The sequence below is a fragment of the Bacillus massiliglaciei genome (genome assembly GCF_900098925.1).
Classification (GTDB): domain Bacteria; phylum Bacillota; class Bacilli; order Bacillales; family DSM-1321; genus Peribacillus; species Peribacillus massiliglaciei.
On record NZ_LT622356.1, the window covers coordinates 112,118 to 131,419 of the forward strand.

Below are 19,302 nucleotides of genomic sequence, written 5' to 3' on the forward strand. Positions count from 1 at the left end.
CAGGATCTCTGACACATTTTTTGCCTATTTCCTGATCCAAATCGAGTAGGAGGGGGTGATTAACCCCCGACCTCTCACACCACCGTACGTACCGTTCGGTATACGGCGGTTCCATTAAGTTTGACGCAGAAATTCATATCGATTATATAAACTTTTCAACCCTCGGTGACTCCAATACAAGTTATTGAGGGTTTTGTGTAAGATTGGACTACAGGCTATTCTCCAATATTTCTTTCTGGAGTTTCCCCATTCATATGCCTTTTGGTCAGGGACACCTAGACCTTTGAGTTTTCTTACTCTTGTCCTCGGTTTCTTCCATTGTTTCCATTCAAGCATACGGAGTCTCCGTCTAATCCACTCATCAAATTCTTTAAATTTACTTGGTGTATCAGCCAATGCAAAATATCCACACCATCCCGTTAGATATTGATTTAGTTTCTCGATTCTAACTTCCATAGGAATTTGTTTAGAACGGGAGGTTAACTCCCGTATTTTAGCCTTAAGCCTTTTAATACTTTCATTGGCTATTCGAACCTTCGGTTTCTTATTGACCGTAAAGCTAAAGCCAAGAAACTTTCGTTTCCACGGGCGATCAACTGCTGACTTTTCTCTATTTACTTTGAGCTTTAATTTCTGCTCAATAAAGCATGTAATTGAGTTCATCACTCGTTCTCCAGCTTTCTTCGATTTCATGTAAATATTACAATCATCGGCGTAGCGGACAAACTTGTGACCTCTCCTTTCTAACTCTTTATCAAGTTTATCCAAAAGGATATTCGAAAGAAGGGGGCTCAGTGGACCTCCTTGTGGTGTTCCTTCTTCTGCATCATAGACTACACCATTCATCATAATTCCTGCTTGGAGATATTTCCGTATAAGTTTCAAGACCAGCCGGTCTTGGATTCTACTTGCTAATATCCCCATTAACTTATCATGATTGACTCTATCAAAGAATTTCTCCAAGTCCATGTCAATCACCCATCTATAACCTTCACTTATATATTCCCTTGCTTTACGAACCGCATCATGACCTCTTCTATTTGGTCTAAACCCATAACTATGTTCTGAGAAGGTTGGGTCAAGAAGTGGGGTTAGAACTTGGGCGATAGCCTGTTGAATGAACCGGTCTGTCACGGTAGGTATTCCTAGTAATCTTACTCCACCGTTCGGTTTCGGGATTTCGACTCGACGGACTGGGTTAGGTTGATAGGTACCTTCCCTTAATGAATCACAAAGAGTTTCCCAGTTCTCATAGAGATGTCTTCGTAGGGATTTTACGGACATTCCATCTATGCCGTGACTCCCTTTGTTCTTCTCCACACGTTTAAGTGCTTCTATTAAGTTTTCCCGTGACAGAATCAGATCCATTAACATGTGATATTTCCTTTCGACGTGAACGTAGAAATCTAATTATGTTATTCCTGCTCCACCCTCATGAAGTCCCCTGTGGAATTCACCACTTCCTCCTTCAAGTAAGTCCTTTCGGATTGTCTGCTTCTATACAGGAATTATATGCCTAGTTCTCGTTCTTCCTAATAGTTCAGTCCTTCCCATTCCATCTCGAGTTGGAATGGTACTATGACCTCGGCTGACTTCTGATTGTTCAGCTGTCCATCGCTGGATAGGTTACCAAGGGAACTTGGCGTTCCAATCAGACCTCCCCGGGTAAGAGTACAGTCTTTCCCTCCATCTATCTGCTTCATTTACTCTGTACCACCTTCGGCAGTAAGGACTTCGTTTTGTTGTGCAAACTCATCCAATGGTACCTAGCCTTATATGAAGTTCGTGTTCCTCAGACCGGAGGTTTGCCGCTCGCTTCCTTCAGATTCTGCGTCACCACAGACACCCTTGCGTTAAGCTAACCATTACTACTGCCTTCATGGTTCGGGACTCTCACCCTATAGACTGCACCCATGCCGGGCNAAATCGAGTAGGAGGGGGTGATTAACCCCCGACCTCTCACACCACCGTACGTACCGTTCGGTATACGGCGGTTCCATTAAGTTTGACGCAGAAATTCATATCGATTATATAAACTTTTCAACCCTCGGTGACTCCAATACAAGTTATTGAGGGTTTTGTGTAAGATTGGACTACAGGCTATTCTCCAATATTTCTTTCTGGAGTTTCCCCATTCATATGCCTTTTGGTCAGGGACACCTAGACCTTTGAGTTTTCTTACTCTTGTCCTCGGTTTCTTCCATTGTTTCCATTCAAGCATACGGAGTCTCCGTCTAATCCACTCATCAAATTCTTTACATTTACTTGGTGTATCAGCCAATGCAAAATATCCACACCATCCCGTTAGATATTGATTTAGTTTCTCGATTCTAACTTCCATAGGAATTTGTTTAGAACGGGAGGTTAACTCCCGTATTTTAGCCTTAAGCCTTTTAATACTTTCATTGGCTATTCGAACCTTCGGTTTCTTATTGACCGTAAAGCTAAAGCCAAGAAACTTTCGTTTCCACGGGCGATCAACTGCTGACTTTTCTCTATTTACTTTGAGCTTTAATTTCTGCTCAATAAAGCATGTAATTGAGTTCATCACTCGTTCTCCAGCTTTCTTCGATTTCATGTAAATATTACAATCATCGGCGTAGCGGACAAACTTGTGACCTCTCCTTTCTAACTCTTTATCAAGTTTATCCAAAAGGATATTCGAAAGAAGGGGGCTCAGTGGACCTCCTTGTGGTGTTCCTTCTTCTGCATCATAGACTACACCATTCATCATAATTCCTGCTTGGAGATATTTCCGTATAAGTTTCAAGACCTGCCGGTCTTGGATTCTACTTGCTAATATCCCCATTAACTTATCATGATTGACTCTATCAAAGAATTTCTCCAAGTCCATGTCAATCACCCATCTATAACCTTCACTTATATATTCCCTTGCTTTACGAACCGCATCATGACCTCTTCTATTTGGTCTAAACCCATAACTATGTTCTGAGAAGGTTGGGTCAAGAAGTGGGGTTAGAACTTGGGCGATAGCCTGTTGAATGAACCGGTCTGTCACGGTAGGTATTCCTAGTAATCTTACTCCACCGTTCGGTTTCGGGATTTCGACTCGACGGACTGGGTTAGGTTGATAGGTACCTTCCCTTAATGAATCACAAAGAGTTTCCCAGTTCTCATAGAGATGTCTTCGTAGGGATTTTACGGACATTCCATCTATGCCGTGACTCCCTTTGTTCTTCTCCACACGTTTAAGTGCTTCTATTAAGTTTTCCCGTGACAGAATCAGATCCATTAACATGTGATATTTCCTTTCGACGTGAACGTAGAAATCTAATTATGTTATTCCTGCTCCACCCTCATGAAGTCCCCTGTGGAATTCACCACTTCCTCCTTCAAGTAAGTCCTTTCGGATTGTCTGCTTCTATACAGGAATTATATGCCTAGTTCTCGTTCTTCCTAATAGTTCAGTCCTTCCCATTCCATCTCGAGTTGGAATGGTACTATGACCTCGGCTGACTTCTGATTGTTCAGCTGTCCATCGCTGGATAGGTTACCAAGGGAACTTGGCGTTCCAATCAGACCTCCCCGGGTAAGAGTACAGTCTTTCCCTCCATCTATCTGCTTCATTTACTCTGTACCACCTTCGGCAGTAAGGACTTCGTTTTGTTGTGCAAACTCATCCAATGGTACCTAGCCTTATATGAAGTTCGTGTTCCTCAGACCGGAGGTTTGCCGCTCGCTTCCTTCAGATTCTGCGTCACCACAGACACCCTTGCGTTAAGCTAACCATTACTACTGCCTTCATGGTTCGGGACTCTCACCCTATAGACTGCACCCATGCCGGGCGCACACAAAAAAGCATCGTGAATGATTCCATTCACAATGCTTCTCTTTTCGGCTATTGCTGAAGTCCGTCTCTCAAGCGATCCGGCAGCTCAACGATGGTCTGATTCAATGTGTCCAGCTTTGTTTCAATCCGGTGAAGCAAATACAGGGTCACAATGATCGGAAACCCGATATCGCTGATAAATGGCAGGATTTGATCCACTTCAGTCACCTCCTCATTTTTTTGAAAAAAGCAGGCTCCCCGCTCTTCAGGAATGATCCCTCCAAACAAGAAGCCTGCCTTCATTGATTAGACGATTTCCACGTCCTCCACATTCCGTTCCACGAGACGCGCGCTTTTCGCACTGACGTAATCTCCTGAAGAAGAGGTGAAGATGTTCTGGGTCAGGATTTCCTCCATCGCCTGCTTGACCATTCCTGCATCAACCGGTTCAATCGGGTTGTCGAGGGCGATCGTTGCTGATTTCCCTTCTTCTGTCACAAACACCATTTCAAGTGTCTTCGCCATTCCTTTCACCTCCTTCCTTCACCGCCTGACGGATCTTAGTTGATCAGGGCGTGTGTGTCCTGACGGGAAACCTCGCTCAGCGGATAGCCTTGAAGGCCTGCGATCGCGCCGGCAGTCGCAAACAGCTGATCCGGCGTTGCATTCGTCTTGATGTTCGCAAAGGATTTGCGTTTGTAAACCGCTTCTCCCTTCTCGTTCACGCCGGCTTCGAAATCGAGCCGCAATGCGCTTGTTAAGATAACTTGGCTGGCCATGTGTCTCACCCCCTTTCGCTTTCGTCTTATATATCCATTTCGCAAAGGGGAAAGTAGCAACGTTTTTAAAAAAGGTTTTTGGCCAATAAAAAAAGACATCCTTCTCAAAAAGGATGCCTCGGTGAAAATTACGTTCTGATTAAATGCACACTGATCAGCATGAGAAAGGAAATGACAATCATACTGATCACCCACAGCCAGGCCAATTCCATATTGCCCGAATCAATGGCTACATAGATGGCGGTGGGAATGGTCTGTGTTTTTCCCGGAATGTTTCCGGCAAACATCAGGGTGGCGCCAAACTCGCCAAGCGCTCTTGCAAAACTGAGGATGGCCCCGGAAATGATCGCTTTAAGGGCAAGCGGAATCGAAATAAACAGCAGGATTTTCCATTCATTGGCCCCGTCTACGCGTGCGGCATTTTCAATATCCCGGTCGATCGCTTCGAATCCCACTCTTGAAGACTGATACATGAGCGGAAATGCAACGACAGACGACGCAATCAAAGCGGCCCACCATGTGAACATCACAGGCTGCTGAAAGATCCACTCAATCAGCTGTCCCGCCGGACTGTTCCGCCCGAAAATCATGATTAGCAAAAATCCAACAACGGTAGGCGGCAAAACGAGCGGCAACAGGAAAAGGGTATCAACCAGCACTTTTCCTTTAAATTCCCGATTCGCCATCAGCCTCCCAAAAAACAGCCCCAACAGCAGGACACAAACGGAAGATACAGAAGCAATCTCTACCGACAGGACAACCGGTTTCCAAAAACTAGTATCCATGATGATTACGTAAGGTCTTTAAATCCATACTTTTCTAACACCTGCATCGCCTTCTCACCTTGCAGATAGTCATAGAATAATTGAGCTTCTTTCACATGGGCGCTGTTCTTTATGATGCCGACTGGATAAATGATCGGGTCATGGGTGCTGTCCTCCGCAGCCGCTGCAATCTCCACCTTGTCGGAGGTCAAAGCATCTGTCTTATAAACAATGCCCGCATCCACATTTTTCGTCTCTGCATATGTAAGGACCTGGCGGACATCTTTCCCGTATACCACTTTGTCTTCGATTTCTTTCCAGACATCTGTATTTTTCAGTGTTTGCTGCCCATACTCCCCTGCCGGCACAGATTCCGGTGTGCCGAGTGCGATTTTATCGGCTTTTGTCAAATCTTCAAATGATTGAATTCCTTTGTCTGACCCTTTTGGCACGACCAATACAAGGTCATTTCCGACCAAATCGATGCCATTTTTCTTGTCAATATGCCCGTCATCGACCAAAGCCTGGAACTTATCCTGGGCAGCAGAAAAGAACAGGTCAACAGGCGCTCCCTGCGAAATTTGCTGCTGAAGGGCACCTGAACCGCCAAAGTTAAAATTCACTTGAACATCGGGATGTTCCTTCTCAAAGTCTGCCTTAATTTCGGTCAGCGCATCCTGCAGGCTTGCAGCCGCCGATACCGTCAATGCCGTTTTCTCTTTAGAATCTGTTTGCTTTGTCTCCTCAGATTTCTTTGTTTCATTCGCTGAACAGCCGGCAAGGGCCAAAAACAGAACCATTACAGCGAATACTAAGCCGTATAATTTTCTCATTTCTTTACTCTCCTTATAACTAGTTATATCTAAATATAATTCATTATAACTAATTATAACGAATAAAGGGACATAAATATGACTTTTTTTGATTTTTGAGCAAAATACTCGTTTTCCCCATGATGAAATAATGGTTGAAACCGGTGAATGGAAGCCCGTAAACTAAGGGGGACAAAATCTGAAAATCACTTGAATGCAGAGATGGGGATGAAATTATGCGGATTCGTGAAATCGAAGAAAAAGACAACCTGAAAATGGAACAAATCATTAAGAGCTCACTGGAATCGTTCGAGTTAAACATACCGGGGACTGCTTATTTCGACCCCCAGCTGGGCAGCCTCTCCCATTATTATGACCCGCAGCCCCAGGCAAAATACTGGGTGGCCGTGAATGAATGGGATGAAGCAATCGGCGGCGCGGGCATCGCCCCATTCGGGCAAACGGGCAGGATTTGCGAACTGCAAAAGCTCTATATCGCTCCTGAAGCCCAAGGCAAGGGCCTCTCCAAAGAACTGATGAACACAACCCTCGGCTTCGCAAAAGAGCATTTCACGCACTGTTACCTGGAAACGTTCGAGAAGCTCCGGACCGCCAACCGGCTGTACGTCAAATTCGGCTTCCGGCAGCTCGATCGGGCACTGGACGAAACCGAGCACAGTGCCTGTGACACTTGGTATATAAAAGAATTATAATGGCAGCGGGCGCACTTCTTTAATAGGGAGTGCCCCTTTTTTACGGAAAATATATTGAATCATTCTGTAAATCACGGAAATTAAACGTTGGGTTTTTATGGTAAAATAAATGAGGCATTCCGTCTTTGAATCGCAGGCAGGATGAATCGTTCGTTTTATGGAGGGGTAAGAATGGAGTGGGATTTTATATTAGCCATAGGGATTGGAGCAGCAGGATATTTTATTGGAGATGGATTAAAGAATTTTAAAAATCCAAATGCCAAGGGCCTAATGGATTCCTTAGAAGATGATGATGAACACGAACTGATTAAAGAAAGTAATGTGCATTATTTTATGGGGATATCGAAAGAAGATGCAAAGTCTCTCATTCAGGAGCATGCTGACATACCCCATATTATGATTAACGGCAAAGTCTATTACCCGAAGGCAAAGCTGCGTAAATGGTTATTGAGTCTGGGCGAGTGAACGAATACGGTTCATCAATCGGACGCTTTTGTTTACTATGCAGTTCTAAGCTTGTGTACATACGTTATTTTCCCAAGCAGAGTTGTTCTACAAAGAATAACCCTGCTTTTCTTTACTAATAGCGAACGATGACTTGTACAGTTCCCCCTTCATGCATGCTCCACAATAAGTTGCTCAGCGAACGGAAATATGACATACTGCTGTCTTATTATACATGGTAAAGTGAAGGCAATCGATTTGAAATGAGGGATAAGAAATGACATGTTTATGGCCGGGAAGCAGTGAAATGATGCAAGCCTATCACGATCAGGAATGGTGCGTGCCCAACCATGATGATCGCTATCTATTTGAAATGCTGACGTTAGAAGGCGCCCAGTCCGGGCTGTCGTGGAGCATTGTCCTGTCCAGACGAGACAGCTACAAAGAGGCGTTCCACAATTTTGACATTGCCTATTGCGCTGCGCTTACAGATGCAGACCTGGAAAATATCAAGGAAAATTGCGGCGTCATTAAACATATGGCCAAGCTGCAGTCCGTCCGAAGCAACGCCCAAGCAGTATTGAATATCCAAACGGAATTCGGCAGCTTTTCTGATTTTTTATGGCGGTATGCGGACTTCAAGCCGATCGTCAACGAGTGGGAAGCAGACGGACAGATGCCCGCAGAAACACCCCTGTCGAAGCAGCTGAGCAAGGATTTGAAGAAACGCGGTTTCAAATTCGTCGGCCCCGTTACGATGTATTCGTTTATGCAGGCCATCGGGATGGTCGATGACCATGTGAAAACATGCCCGTATCACACGTCCAATTCACCGGGAGCGGAGCGATAATATGGACATTAAGGAAGCAGCAGGCCGTTCGGTAAAAATCAGGGAACTCTATCATCAGCTCGAGAAAAAACACCATGGCAAGGAGTGGTCGATCGAGGAGGATGCCCTCGCCTTCCTGACCGATGCGGCCTTGGTCGGGCGGCTCACGATGGCCCAGCAAGAAAGATGGCCGACCGGCAGCAGCCCTGAACCGGAACTCAGGCACAAAATCGGCGAATCCATCTGGTGGCTGATCGTGTTAGCGGAACGGATGGGAATCGACAGTGGACAATCATTGAAACAGTTCTTGGAGCAAAAAGAAAAGCAGCTCGGGTGATGCTGATCAGGAGGATGTCTTATGAGCGTGAACAGGTATTTTGAAATCATTTATCTCTTATTGGACAGAAAGACCGTGACGGCCAAAGAATTGGCCGAACACTTCGAGGTTTCCACACGGACCATCTACCGGGATATCGACGCCTTGAGCGGAGCCGGCATTCCCGTGTATGCCACCAAAGGAAAAGGCGGAGGGATTTCCCTGCTGGAGGGATATTCCCTCAACACCTCCCTGCTGACGAACAAGGAACAGGAAGAGATCCTGATTGGGCTGCAGGCACTCGCAGCGACCGACTTTCCGAATGCGGATTCCGTATTGCCGAAGCTTGCCCGGTTATTTAAAAAAGAGGCTGCCAGCTGGATTGACGTCGACTTCTCCCCCTGGGGAAGCGGGCCGAAAAACAAACAGCTTTTCTCCCTGCTGCGGGAGGCGGTCACCCAGCATGCAGTCATCCGCTTCCGGTACTTCAATGCAGAAGGAGAGATAAGCGAACGCCGGGCGGAACCCATCCAGCTGCTCTTCAAGCAGAACGCCTGGTACCTTTCCGGTTTCTGCCTCTCGAAAATGGATAGTCGGGTATTCAAAATCAGCCGGATGAGAGACGTCACCCTTACAGGCGAAACATTCATCCCGAAGACCCCTCCTGCCGCAATCGAACAGGCCGAAAAACAGATGGCCGACACGTCCATCCCAATTACGCTCCGGATCTCATCCAAAGGCGCCTACAGGGTTTATGACGAGTTTGATGACAGCATGATCACAAAGAACGAAGGCGGCTCTTTCACCATCCACTGCCGATTTCCCGCAGGCCGCTGGCTCGACCAGTACCTGCTTTCATACGGAACATTATTAGAAGACATCCAGCCTGCAGAGCTGTCCGCGAGAATCGTCGCTATGCTGGATGAGCTAAGGGACAATCTTACCAATAACTTATAAGATACTTGGATAATGACTAGAAGCCCTCTTAGCGTAACCTTTTTAATTGTGGAGCAGAATTCAGACATCATAAAATATTTTTTATAAAATTTTTCTTACGGACAGCTTATCCTTAAATGGCATTTTTGCTTCGCATCAATATTCCATATTCCGTCAAAAGCTTAAATGAACCTGATAGTTTATGGAACAAAAACAGGGATTTATATATATTTCGTCGAATGGGTTAACTACCAATAATAAGGCGGGCTATTCATGGAATTTATAATACAAAAAGAATACTTTTACAAAGCTATATCGGATGTAAGTAAAGCTGTATCGGTAAAAACCCCCTTCCCCATTTTGACAGGAATAAAAATGACGGTTGATGATAGCGGCTTAAAACTTGTGGGCAGTAACTCGGATATCATGATTGAAAAATTCATTCCCATCACAATGGACGGCGAAAAGATTCTGGAGGTTTATGAAACAGGGAGTGTCGTTGTATCAGCAAAATATGTAAATGAAGTCGTAAAAAAATTACCCCATAAGATACACTTAAAAGTAAAAGAAAACCAACTAGTTATGATTCAATCTAATGAGATCAAGACTGCCCTGCACGGTTTTAATTCTGAAGAGTACCCAAGACTTCCTCAAATCGACGAAGCGAAGTGTATTCAAATTAATCGTAATAAACTAATAGAAATAATAAAACAAACAGCATTTGCAGCATCAAGGAGTGAATCGAGGCCTATTCTGACAGGAGTGAATATGTCATTCAGGGAAAATCAGCTTTCGTGTACTGCAACAAATTCACAACGTTTGGCTTCGAGAAAGATCCATGCAGAATCAAATGTAAAGGGTTCTTTCAATGTTCCAAGTGTAAGCCTTCAAGAACTTGCTAAGTTAATCACTAATGAAGCAGGGGTCATTAACATATTTGTCACGGACAGCTTTATGGTTTTCAAATCAAATACTGCCTCACTATATTCAAGATTAATTGAAGGGAATTACCCTAACACCTCAGGATTATTCCCCACAGACTTAAAGACAAAAATCATCCTCAGCACGCAGCCGTTTTTACAAGCGATCGATAGATCCTGCTTATTTTCGAGTGAAGGAAAAAATAGCACTGTCCTGTTAGAAATAATAGACGGTAAAAAACTAAAAATCTCCTCTGCCTCTTCAGAAATAGGTAAAATAGAAGAAACACAAAAGATTAAGGAAATTCAGGGTGAGACTCATTTAAGAATCTCACTTGATGGAACTTTTTTAATCGATGCTCTAAGAGGGATAAAAGAGCAAGAGATATATCTAAGTTTTAATGGTTCAATGAGGCCGGTATTAATTGAACCTATTAATAATGCTTCTTATTTCCAACTTATTTCTCCAGTACGGTCCTATTAAGAGGATCACTTGGACAGACTCCCTTCTGCTCTCATCTACCTTATATATAGCCAGTAAATAATACTAAATGCCGACGTGCATTTAGTATTTTTACTTCCATTAGGTTTTCGCCCACCCTTTTATCCATGATGTACATAGCCTAAAAGGAAAAGCGTTAGTTTTCTGATAAGGGGATAAAAGGATGAGACATAAATGCAGTAAATGCAAAAAATATAAGTGTACATGTAAAAATATTTATATCGGTCCACCAGGGCCTCCGGGACCTCCGGGGCCGGCAGGGGCGACAGGAGCACCGGGACCAGCGGGGCCGGCAGGACCGGCAGGAGCACCGGGACCAGCGGGACCGACCGGACTCTCAGGACCAGCGGGGCCAGCGGGACCGGCAGGACCAGCAGGACCGGCGGCAGGACCAGCAGGACCGGCGGGGCCGGCAGGCGGACCGGCAGGACCAGCAGGACCGGCGGGACCAGCAGGACCAATAGGACCGACAGGACCAGCGGGGCCAACAGGACCAACAGGGCCAACAGGACCGGCAGGACCAACAGGGCCAACAGGACCGGCAGGACCAGCGGGACCAGCGGGACCAGCAGGACCGGCAGGGATTGGCGCCATCATTCCGTTTGCATCAGGTCTTCCCGTTGCTTTAGGAACCGTTCTCGATGCCGTGGATACAGTCGGACTGATTGGATTTGGAAACTCGGCTAACACGGTACTTATCGGAGACACCACTGTAGATCTGACAGGTGCAGCCGGAACGCTGCTCAATATGGCCTTTTCTGCACCGCGCGCCGGGGTCATCACGTCCATTGCCGCTTACTTCAGCTCAACGGCCGCCGTTTCCTTATTAGGGGAAACAGCCACGATCACCGCTCAATTATTCAGCGCCCCGCAGGCAGGACCGGATCCTAACACATTCACGGCAATTCCCGGAGCTGAGGGTTACATTAGCTCCTTCCTTTACCGGAATAATAGGCATTGGCGAAACAGCCTCAGGCGTTATCGATGATTTATCAATCCCTGTAGCGGCCGGCGACCGCTTATTGATGGTATTTTCCGTTGACACAGCAGGCGGACTCCCTCTAGCTACGGCCATTGTCGGGTATGCCAGTGCAGGAGTGGCTATTAGTTAGTAAAAAAAAGTCTGGGCCAGTCACCCAGACTTTTTTTCATAGATACATACCTATCGAATCACCACTTCATAATCCTGCTCACAAATCTTTCTCGCCGTTTCCTTAATCAGTTCCGCATAACGCTCATTTAGCCAGTCACGATTAAATTCATCCGGAGTTTGTATAACTAATTTTTGATCAACGATACTTCAGGTCGTTTTCGAGAACCATGTTTCGTAGGAAGGCTTAGAGATCTTACTAGAAATCCTCAATAACACCTGGTCCCATAGCGAATCAGAATCGGCAGTCTCTTTTGGATTAGTAGACTGTTCCTTATTCGCTGACAAAACAGGCGGTTCAGAAGAGGACGGTTTATATCTGTCTTGTAATTCCAGATACTCCGCTTTCGTTAGCAAAGAGTATTCAAACAGGATTTCCGCCTTCACATCTTCCCCTCTCTTCATTGCTAAAATGATCCGCTCGACATCACTTCTATGGACAATGGCCGCTTCCTGATTCATCATTGCTCCTCCTTTTTATTCCCTCTATTTCACTTTCCGTTCAAAGTGATAATGCAGGCGGTACTCGCATATCTCCCTAGTCATTTGAAATAACAACTGCTTGTCTTCTTCCGCAAGTTCAAGATTTATCTTAAATGTATCGTTATCATAAGCGATTAATCCTTTCGAACTGCCGCTCCACTTTGTCATGGGCATAGTCGAAATGAGTTTTCCGACTCCATCCTCATCATATTCCCACAGTTTTTTCGCGCCTTTGTCAGAGAAATCGATTTGCTTCCGGTACTCCGTTTCCGTTAGATATTGATGGAAAAACGGAGCAGCTTCTTTCGATGTAATTGGATCGAACCAGTGATCCGCTCCCCTTTCGAGCATCGCCAGCAGGACAACCATTTTATAGCTTTTCGCCATACCGGTTTTCTCTACTTCTTTTATCCATGGCTGGAAACGCTCGAACACTTCACTCTCTTTTCCCGTAAGCTCTTCCGCCCAATCCAGAAAGCCAAGGTACGAGCCAAACTCCTGACGGTATTGCGGGGATTCTGAAGTCCCCTGAAGATGCAGCTCCAAATACGAAGGCCTTCTGCCCAATTCCCGCTTCAGCTCTTGATAATCATTCAACAGCTTTTCTCTGCGAGGCTGCCTCTTCCGGGCCATTTCCTTTAACAGATTAATGACCTTCATATCCAGCTCCACCTTGCATGAGTCAGGCAGCAGCGGTTCCGTTGCCGCTTTTTTCTCGCCATTCCCTCGTGTATCAAAAACGCTCAGCTTCACATCGGCATGGCGGTAATTCCCGATCAGGTCAATAATCACACAATGATCCTTTCCATCATGAAGCCTAAGTCCCCTGCCAATCTGCTGGGTAAAAATCGTTAATGATTCCGTCGGCCTTACAAACAGAAGTGTATCGACAGCCGGAATATCCACCCCTTCATTAAACAGGTTCACCGTGAAAACCGCATCAATCTCCCCGCTTTCAAGCTGGCTTATCGCTTCCTCTCTTTGGACATCTGTCTTAGAGTGCAAGCTGACCGTTTGAAAACCAGACTTGTTAAAATGAGTGGAAAGAAAATCTGCTTGTTTAATAGAAGAGCAGAAACCAATCGTACGGGTCTGCTTTTTCTCCTGCCAAGCATTGAGAATTCTTTCTGCCAGTTCGTCCCGCAGTTGAGCCTGCAAGAGCTGCTGTTCATCATAGCGGTTCCCTAGCCAGCTAATCTGACTGTAATCCGTGTCATCATACACCCCGTGATACTGAAAAGGAGCCAGCCAGTTCCGCTCAATCGCCTCCAAGAAATCCAGCCGAAAGGCCACATTTCCTCCGCAAAGCGCATACACATCCTTGTTATCATTCCGGTCGGGGGTGGCCGTTATCCCAAGCAGGAACTTTGGCTGAAAATAGTCTAACACCCTCTTATAGGTCGCGGCTGCTGCGTGATGGAATTCATCGACAATGATCAAATCAAATTCCTCAGGATCAAAGCTTTGAAGATGGCGCTGCATGCTTAAAGTATAGATGGAAGCAAAAATCGTATGTCCTCCTTTTTCCTTTAGCTTGCCGTTATAAATCGAAAATGTCTCTTCCGGCATGACCGTCTGGAACGACTTTTTCCCCTGATGCAGGATTTCTTCCAAATGGGCAATAAAGAGTACGCGTTTAAATTTCTTTGCAAAAAAACCGGCCAAATACGTTTTCCCAAGCCCCGTCGCCATGATGACAAGCGCTTTGTCATAGTCTTCTTCCAGCGTTTTATCAAGCTCTTCCAACGCCTCAATCTGGGCAAACCTAGGCTGAATCTCCCCATAAGCTTCCGGTTGTTCCAAAATGGTACTTGGATGCGGAGCATGTCCCGTTTCTTCAGGCAGCATAAGATCCAATTCCTCTGCCGCTGCCCATTCGCGGCCAAGGCTTGGACTTGAAACATGATACTGATTGTACCGTTCCTCGTATTCCTTTAACGTTTCTTCATTCAAAGGTACCGTCTGATCCGCATAAAAGGTTTCCAAAAAGAGATGCAGCCCTTCATTAAAGACCTCTTCATCCTCACTAACCGAAATGCTCCATTCCACCCCGTGATTCAAAGCCGACCTAGAAAGATTGGAGGAACCCACAAACAGGCAATCCTGATGCTCATCCTGAAACAAATACGCTTTCGGATGAAAGGACACCCCATTGCTTTTCCATAAGCGAACTTCCATTTGCGGACTGATCTCCATCAGCATACGCAGCGCCTCCGGCTGGGTGACAAATAAATAGTCTCCTGTACATACCTTAATATCTGCTCCACGCTCAGCCGCTTCCTGCAAGGACTTCCGTAAATACTGAACTCCTGACTTCATAACAAAGGAAGTGAGAATACAAATAGACGAAGCAGTATCCATCTGCTTCAACAAATGCGTTCCCAGCTTTCGAGTGATCAGCTGAACCTTACTCATCTTCTACCTCAATCAAGTAAATCTTCTCCTTAAATCCTCCGCGCTTTGCCGCCTTTTCTTGGCGGATTTTCTCCACTTCATCCATAGAGCTCCCATGATACTCAGCCAGCGCATGGATGATTTCCAGCACATCCGCAAGCTCTTCCATCGCGTCTTCCTTTGTTTCCGTCTCCATATACTCCTGCAACTCTTCAAAGCTCTTTTTCTTTAACTCTTGTATGTACTCCTGATCATCGAGTACCCGTGTCGTGAACTTCTTGCCGGTCCTCTCGATAATTTCCGGAATCCGGTCACGGACTAATTTGTTATGGATTGGCATAGTGGACCTCCTATTACTCTTGTAGATGTCCTTTTATTTTATCATCGATTGTATACCGATTGATGCAGAAAACTTCAGCAAAAAAGAGATTTTCATTTTTCCTTTGATGCCTCTTGCACCGCTTCTGCAAGACCCAAAAATCCTGTTATGGCCGGATTCATTTTTAAAAGACTATTTAAACCAATTGTCTTCTGATTCCTTTTCCTCGATTAATCTGCTCAGTTGTTAGAACAAAGAACTCCCATTGATCAAGATTTAACGGATTTACAACATTTCGATCTTGTTCTTTTAGTAAACAAAAGACATATACGTCTGCACTCCTCTTTATTTCTGTAAAATATGTATTCGTGCTAGATTCCCATCCCATTGTAGGGGCAATTCCAAAAGTAATGGATGAACTTTTTACCTGCTGCCATGACTGAACATAAGCAGCTGACTTAACTTCAATTTTTTTAATACCCTCCGGTGTTAAAAGGTCATAGGCATCCCACTCAACCCTCATTATATTAGTTGCATTTACTGCTTTTGCTACAATAAACTTCGCGAGTTTGCCAAAAGAGCCGATTGATTTCACTGCTTAAATTCTAAAAATGCATATCAGTCTCTGTATTTCCAATCAGAAATCATTCTTCACCAGTTTTCTTCATCCAGATTACTCCTTTATTAATGATTTTTCTGATACAAGCTTACTCCTAGTGCTATAAAAGATTGCATATATTACTATAATATCTTAAATAAAACATGAACCTTATTTTATACTTTTTTTCTTACTCAACTTTTATAGGAATGATATGATATCTATAGAAAGTGTGTTTAGGAGGCCCTCATGAAAAAGTCAGTTAAAGTAGTCGCAGCCATCATAGAAAATGAAAAGAATGAAATTTTATGTGCCTTACGTTCACCAGAGATGAGTATCCCAAATATGTGGGAGTTCCCAGGTGGGAAGGTAGAAATCGGTGAAGATATGTTCACTGCTCTGAAGAGGGAAATACAAGAAGAACTAGGGTGTGAGATTGAAACAGAAGGACTATTTAATGATAACACCCACGAATACGATACGTTTATCATTAATCTACTTTCAATCAAATGCAGGATTGTGGGAGGATCTCCTACAGCAAGTGAACATTCCAAACTTATTTGGCTTAAACGTGATAATTTAAGCTCACTAAAATGGGCTCCAGCCGATATACCGGCTGTTGAACAATTGATAGAGGAAAAGAAATAGTCTTCTCAAAATGAGAAGACTACACTTTTTTCGTAAACTCTGTATAAAGGGTAGCCGGAATCTCATGCTCTAATTCCATCTTAACGGTAATCGGCTTTTCTCCACGGAATTCCACTGTATTTCCCTTCCCTATATAAATATAAGGTTCTGTTTTTCCATCAATCTCTTTATACTTTCGTATAAATAAATGAAGAGCAATTCCCCTATCTTTATTGTATACGATATTCTTTCCTCGTTCCGAAGTAGGCGCTGTACTATTGGGCGTTTGCCATTGAAAAAATCGTTCGTTGATAAATTCATCATGATAATTAATACTTTCCTTTATATCCGCTTCTTTATGAAGATCAATGAACAAGAAGTAGTCCTTCCCATTGGAGAGTAAACCAGATCCTCTAAAGGCGCTATGGCTTTTCCGATAGTTTGAAAGTAACGCCGCATCCGCCATTTGATATTGCTCATATAACTTAAAGTGCGGTACCCCATAGTAATCTTCTTTAAATTCCTTTTCATAGCGGAAAATCCCATAAAGGATAATATCCTCGATAAACTTTCGAAAATCTTCATTCTCAAGTAGCTTTTGATAAGAAGGTGTTTTCGTTAGGTACCCGTCCATTAAAGAAAACAGTTTGAAATTCCGTTTCTTCTGACCTGGATCATAGTAGTCTTGGTTCCAGCATTCCATAGCATGGCGGACGCTATCTTCATCCACTTCTTTTACAAGCTTCAAAATTTCCTGCTTAGCAATATCTAATGAAATCTGCTCATGCTCTAGTAAGTACTTTGCAATCACAAACTCATAGACTCTTTTAAGTGGTAATTTACCTGATAGTTCCTTTAGTGCTCCTTCAAAGTTTTCGTTTAATAAAAGACCCTTTAAATGATCATCCTTCTCTACCTTCGCCACAAACTGAAGATAACTTTTATCCCGGTTAATAAACTTAATCGGATCAGGTGCCCCATCAAACTTTATATAATCCATTAAGTACAAAGGAATATGGCCATTGTTCATTTTCTTAAATTCAAAATACTCTTCTTTCAAATATTTTAAGGAATTAAAATTCTCCTTATCAATTTGGGAAAGAATCCGTTCAACTGAGATTTTATCCATTTGAATGTGAGTTGCACCGGGAATGTTTGCAAAGCCTGTCGCAATGGCTACTTTCAAGCTTTCCTTATCATAATAGCGGCTTCCATTTAAAGCGATCGCAATTAAGAAAGTTTTACTATGGTTCCCGATAAAATCAAGGACGGTTAAAAAAGTCTTATCCTTATGTTTGCGCAATCCCCGTCCAAGCTGTTGAATAAAGACGATGGGGGAATTGGTAGGTCGTAGCATTAAAACCGTATTAACCGATGGAATATCGACGCCTTCATTAAAAATATCGACAGAGAAAATAAACTCTAATTCATCATTGTCGTCTTCAAGCCTATGAATATAGTGCGCTCTTTGATCAACTGAATTCTCTCCAGATAAGCAGATACTTTTATAGCCTCTTTTATTAAATTCGTCTGCCATGTATCTTGCATGTTCCACCGTTACACAGAAACCCAGACCCTTCCTCTTTTCTCCGTCATGTCCATAAAAGTTCATATTTCCGATGATAAAATCTACTCGTTCATTTACTTTTAAACGCTTGGTGATTTCCGCAACATCATCAATATCTACATCACTTAAATCAATTCCTTCAATATCTGTTATACCAAAATAATGAAATGGAATTACTAACTCATCCTCTAGAGCCTCATGCAATCTTACTTCCAAAGCTACATTATTATCAAACAGGTCAAAGACATTTTGATGATCGCTTCTTTCTGGAGTAGCCGTCATTCCTAACGTAAAGCTTGGTTGGAAATAATCAAATATCGCTTGATAGCTTGGGCTCGTCGCATGATGTGCCTCATCAAAGATTATATAATCAAATTCATTAGGACTAAATTCGTGATAGCTGTTCGATATGGTCTGAATCGTCGAGAATATATAGTCTGCATTTCTTTGCTTTTGATTCCCTGTTAACAAGCCAAAGGTCAACCCTTCATTTAGAATCAACTTTGCAAAGGTCTCTTTTGCCTTTTTTAAAATTTCCTCTCTATGAACAATAAACAGCAATCGTTTCGGCTTAACGGCTTTGACGTCGAAAGCTGACATATACGTTTTACCTGTACCGGTTGCTGCGATCACCAATGCTTTCGTTTCTCCAAATGAACGAATTCGTTCCAAATTTTCAACAGCACGTCTTTGCATTGCATTCGGAACAACATAATCAGAGCTCTCATAAATAAATTGCTGCGTATTCTTATAGCCACTTAATTTGGATAAAAACTCCTCATACTTTCGAATAAAAATTTCATCTGCTTGTACACTGCTATTCCAAAGGGTCTCATATTCCTTTAAAACATCTTGAAGAAAATAAGCATCCTGTTTTGCGATAATCCCTACATTCCATTCGACATTACTTTTAAGTGCACTTTGAGTAATATTAGAAGAACCGATTATCACCTTATAATTTTCTTCATACTCAAAAATATAGGCTTTCGTGTGAAAACCAATTTCTTTTTCTGTATCAAAAATTTTCAGTTGTATATTTTCAAACTCATTAACCTTCTTGAGTGCCTTTGTTTCTGTAAAGTTCAAATAGGTTGACGTAATAATCTTTCCTTCTACGCCTCTTTTCTCTGCTTCCTTAAAAGAATCCAATAACAACTGCAGTCCACTAAAATTGATAAAAGCCACACTGAAATAGAATTTTTTACATTGTTGAATGGAAGAAACAAGTTCATTTAACAAATTCCCTTTATCTGAGTTCACAATTAATTTTTTCTCAACAGACATGTTAACTCCTAATCATTTTGATGAATTGGTAGATACATTATATAAGAATAATATACCATATTTTTCACAAAAAAT

At 43.4% G+C, this 19,302-nt stretch carries 23 protein-coding genes; 8 read left to right on the forward strand and 15 right to left on the reverse strand.

Going from position 1 to position 19,302, the window contains the following annotated elements:
- Positions 1-114: 114 nt before the first annotated feature.
- From ltrA (BQ4305_RS04725) to modA, 9 genes are all read right to left on the reverse strand, one after another.
- A complete protein-coding gene (gene ltrA / locus BQ4305_RS04725) occupies positions 115-1,374 on the reverse strand; it encodes a group II intron reverse transcriptase/maturase (protein ID WP_110926455.1) in 1,260 nt (419 codons plus the stop codon).
- 158 nt (positions 1,375-1,532) lie between these two features.
- Positions 1,533-1,703, reverse strand: coding sequence for a hypothetical protein (locus BQ4305_RS21295; RefSeq protein WP_199880500.1), 171 nt, complete (start codon positions 1,701-1,703; stop codon positions 1,533-1,535).
- A gap of 296 nt (positions 1,704-1,999) precedes the next feature.
- Complete coding sequence (gene ltrA / locus BQ4305_RS04735) at positions 2,000-3,259, reverse strand: group II intron reverse transcriptase/maturase (RefSeq protein ID WP_110926706.1); 1,260 nt, start codon at positions 3,257-3,259, stop codon at positions 2,000-2,002.
- A 158-nt stretch (positions 3,260-3,417) separates the two neighbouring features.
- Positions 3,418-3,588, reverse strand: coding sequence for a hypothetical protein (locus BQ4305_RS21300; protein WP_199880500.1), 171 nt, complete (start codon positions 3,586-3,588; stop codon positions 3,418-3,420).
- A 271-nt stretch (positions 3,589-3,859) separates the two neighbouring features.
- Positions 3,860-4,009: a YvrJ family protein gene (locus tag BQ4305_RS04745; protein WP_110926868.1), complete on the reverse strand. Its 150-nt coding sequence runs from the start codon at positions 4,007-4,009 to the stop codon at positions 3,860-3,862.
- Positions 4,010-4,096: 87 nt separating this feature from the next.
- Positions 4,097-4,315, reverse strand: a complete 219-nt coding sequence (locus tag BQ4305_RS04750) for a DUF2922 domain-containing protein (protein WP_110926707.1) — start codon at positions 4,313-4,315, stop codon at positions 4,097-4,099.
- Positions 4,316-4,350: 35 nt separating this feature from the next.
- The gene (locus BQ4305_RS04755; protein WP_110926708.1) at positions 4,351-4,569 is read right to left on the reverse strand and encodes a DUF1659 domain-containing protein; all 219 of its coding nucleotides are present in this window, start codon (positions 4,567-4,569) and stop codon (positions 4,351-4,353) included.
- Positions 4,570-4,697: 128 nt separating this feature from the next.
- Entirely contained in the window at positions 4,698-5,354 is a 657-nt protein-coding gene (gene modB, locus BQ4305_RS04760; protein ID WP_110926709.1) for a molybdate ABC transporter permease subunit, read from the reverse strand.
- A 5-nt stretch (positions 5,355-5,359) separates the two neighbouring features.
- Positions 5,360-6,166 (reverse strand): molybdate ABC transporter substrate-binding protein, encoded by an 807-nt coding sequence (modA, locus tag BQ4305_RS04765; protein ID WP_110926710.1) that lies wholly within the window; start codon positions 6,164-6,166, stop codon positions 5,360-5,362.
- A 215-nt stretch (positions 6,167-6,381) separates the two neighbouring features.
- On the opposite strand from modA, the gene BQ4305_RS04770 reads away from it, so the two are divergent.
- The 7 genes from BQ4305_RS04770 to BQ4305_RS04800 all read left to right on the forward strand — a co-directional run bounded on the left by BQ4305_RS04770 (position 6,382) and on the right by BQ4305_RS04800 (position 11,793).
- Entirely contained in the window at positions 6,382-6,858 is a 477-nt protein-coding gene (locus BQ4305_RS04770) for a GNAT family N-acetyltransferase (protein ID WP_110926711.1), read from the forward strand.
- Positions 6,859-7,029: 171 nt separating this feature from the next.
- Positions 7,030-7,323, forward strand: coding sequence for a DNA-binding protein (locus tag BQ4305_RS04775; RefSeq protein WP_110926712.1), 294 nt, complete (start codon positions 7,030-7,032; stop codon positions 7,321-7,323).
- A 256-nt stretch (positions 7,324-7,579) separates the two neighbouring features.
- Positions 7,580-8,152 carry a DNA-3-methyladenine glycosylase I gene (locus BQ4305_RS04780; RefSeq protein ID WP_110926713.1) on the forward strand — a complete coding sequence of 191 codons (573 nt, stop codon included), beginning with the start codon at positions 7,580-7,582 and terminating at the stop codon, positions 8,150-8,152.
- 1 nt (position 8,153) lies between these two features.
- Positions 8,154-8,468, forward strand: coding sequence for a nucleoside triphosphate pyrophosphohydrolase family protein (locus tag BQ4305_RS04785; RefSeq protein ID WP_110926714.1), 315 nt, complete (start codon positions 8,154-8,156; stop codon positions 8,466-8,468).
- 21 nt (positions 8,469-8,489) lie between these two features.
- Entirely contained in the window at positions 8,490-9,404 is a 915-nt protein-coding gene (locus tag BQ4305_RS04790; RefSeq protein ID WP_110926715.1) for a helix-turn-helix transcriptional regulator, read from the forward strand.
- A 252-nt stretch (positions 9,405-9,656) separates the two neighbouring features.
- Entirely contained in the window at positions 9,657-10,787 is a 1,131-nt protein-coding gene (gene dnaN / locus BQ4305_RS04795; RefSeq protein ID WP_110926716.1) for a DNA polymerase III subunit beta, read from the forward strand.
- Between the two features lie 181 nt (positions 10,788-10,968).
- Entirely contained in the window at positions 10,969-11,793 is an 825-nt protein-coding gene (locus BQ4305_RS04800) for an exosporium glycoprotein BclB-related protein (protein WP_234396874.1), read from the forward strand.
- A 174-nt stretch (positions 11,794-11,967) separates the two neighbouring features.
- On the opposite strand, the gene BQ4305_RS22205 is transcribed toward BQ4305_RS04800, so the two are convergent.
- From BQ4305_RS22205 to BQ4305_RS04825, 5 genes are all read right to left on the reverse strand, one after another.
- Positions 11,968-12,102, reverse strand: a complete 135-nt coding sequence (locus BQ4305_RS22205; protein WP_110926869.1) for a DnaA N-terminal domain-containing protein — start codon at positions 12,100-12,102, stop codon at positions 11,968-11,970.
- Between the two features lie 3 nt (positions 12,103-12,105).
- Positions 12,106-12,420 carry a hypothetical protein gene (locus BQ4305_RS04810; protein ID WP_199880562.1) on the reverse strand — a complete coding sequence of 105 codons (315 nt, stop codon included), beginning with the start codon at positions 12,418-12,420 and terminating at the stop codon, positions 12,106-12,108.
- A 21-nt stretch (positions 12,421-12,441) separates the two neighbouring features.
- Positions 12,442-14,853: a DEAD/DEAH box helicase family protein gene (locus BQ4305_RS04815; RefSeq protein ID WP_110926718.1), complete on the reverse strand. Its 2,412-nt coding sequence runs from the start codon at positions 14,851-14,853 to the stop codon at positions 12,442-12,444.
- Positions 14,846-15,172, reverse strand: coding sequence for a nucleoside triphosphate pyrophosphohydrolase (locus BQ4305_RS04820; protein ID WP_110926719.1), 327 nt, complete (start codon positions 15,170-15,172; stop codon positions 14,846-14,848). Before BQ4305_RS04820 ends, BQ4305_RS04815 begins: the two co-directional genes overlap by 8 nt.
- 175 nt (positions 15,173-15,347) lie before the next feature.
- The gene (locus BQ4305_RS04825; RefSeq protein WP_110926720.1) at positions 15,348-15,746 is read right to left on the reverse strand and encodes a hypothetical protein; all 399 of its coding nucleotides are present in this window, start codon (positions 15,744-15,746) and stop codon (positions 15,348-15,350) included.
- Between the two features lie 252 nt (positions 15,747-15,998).
- On the opposite strand from BQ4305_RS04825, the gene BQ4305_RS04830 reads away from it, so the two are divergent.
- On the forward strand, positions 15,999-16,397 hold the full coding sequence (locus BQ4305_RS04830) for a (deoxy)nucleoside triphosphate pyrophosphohydrolase (RefSeq protein ID WP_110926721.1): 399 nt from the start codon (positions 15,999-16,001) through the stop codon (positions 16,395-16,397).
- 19 nt (positions 16,398-16,416) lie between these two features.
- On the opposite strand, the gene BQ4305_RS04835 is transcribed toward BQ4305_RS04830, so the two are convergent.
- Positions 16,417-19,227: a DEAD/DEAH box helicase gene (locus BQ4305_RS04835; protein WP_110926722.1), complete on the reverse strand. Its 2,811-nt coding sequence runs from the start codon at positions 19,225-19,227 to the stop codon at positions 16,417-16,419.
- Positions 19,228-19,302 lie beyond the last annotated feature (75 nt).

Coding starts and splice junctions, on each gene's coding strand:
- ltrA (WP_110926455.1), bottom strand. CDS start 1,374: ATGTTAATGGATCTGATTCTGTCACGGGAAAACTTAATAGAAGCACTT.
- BQ4305_RS21295 (WP_199880500.1), bottom strand. CDS start 1,703: ATGAAGCAGATAGATGGAGGGAAAGACTGTACTCTTACCCGGGGAGGT.
- ltrA (WP_110926706.1), bottom strand. CDS start 3,259: ATGTTAATGGATCTGATTCTGTCACGGGAAAACTTAATAGAAGCACTT.
- BQ4305_RS21300 (WP_199880500.1), bottom strand. CDS start 3,588: ATGAAGCAGATAGATGGAGGGAAAGACTGTACTCTTACCCGGGGAGGT.
- BQ4305_RS04750 (WP_110926707.1), bottom strand. CDS start 4,315: ATGGCGAAGACACTTGAAATGGTGTTTGTGACAGAAGAAGGGAAATCA.
- BQ4305_RS04755 (WP_110926708.1), bottom strand. CDS start 4,569: ATGGCCAGCCAAGTTATCTTAACAAGCGCATTGCGGCTCGATTTCGAA.
- modB (WP_110926709.1), bottom strand. CDS start 5,354: ATGGATACTAGTTTTTGGAAACCGGTTGTCCTGTCGGTAGAGATTGCT.
- modA (WP_110926710.1), bottom strand. CDS start 6,166: ATGAGAAAATTATACGGCTTAGTATTCGCTGTAATGGTTCTGTTTTTG.
- BQ4305_RS04770 (WP_110926711.1), top strand. CDS start 6,382: ATGCGGATTCGTGAAATCGAAGAAAAAGACAACCTGAAAATGGAACAA.
- BQ4305_RS04775 (WP_110926712.1), top strand. CDS start 7,030: ATGGAGTGGGATTTTATATTAGCCATAGGGATTGGAGCAGCAGGATAT.
- BQ4305_RS04780 (WP_110926713.1), top strand. CDS start 7,580: ATGACATGTTTATGGCCGGGAAGCAGTGAAATGATGCAAGCCTATCAC.
- BQ4305_RS04785 (WP_110926714.1), top strand. CDS start 8,154: ATGGACATTAAGGAAGCAGCAGGCCGTTCGGTAAAAATCAGGGAACTC.
- BQ4305_RS04790 (WP_110926715.1), top strand. CDS start 8,490: ATGAGCGTGAACAGGTATTTTGAAATCATTTATCTCTTATTGGACAGA.
- dnaN (WP_110926716.1), top strand. CDS start 9,657: ATGGAATTTATAATACAAAAAGAATACTTTTACAAAGCTATATCGGAT.
- BQ4305_RS04800 (WP_234396874.1), top strand. CDS start 10,969: ATGAGACATAAATGCAGTAAATGCAAAAAATATAAGTGTACATGTAAA.
- BQ4305_RS04810 (WP_199880562.1), bottom strand. CDS start 12,420: ATGATGAATCAGGAAGCGGCCATTGTCCATAGAAGTGATGTCGAGCGG.
- BQ4305_RS04815 (WP_110926718.1), bottom strand. CDS start 14,853: ATGAGTAAGGTTCAGCTGATCACTCGAAAGCTGGGAACGCATTTGTTG.
- BQ4305_RS04820 (WP_110926719.1), bottom strand. CDS start 15,172: ATGCCAATCCATAACAAATTAGTCCGTGACCGGATTCCGGAAATTATC.
- BQ4305_RS04830 (WP_110926721.1), top strand. CDS start 15,999: ATGAAAAAGTCAGTTAAAGTAGTCGCAGCCATCATAGAAAATGAAAAG.
- BQ4305_RS04835 (WP_110926722.1), bottom strand. CDS start 19,227: ATGTCTGTTGAGAAAAAATTAATTGTGAACTCAGATAAAGGGAATTTG.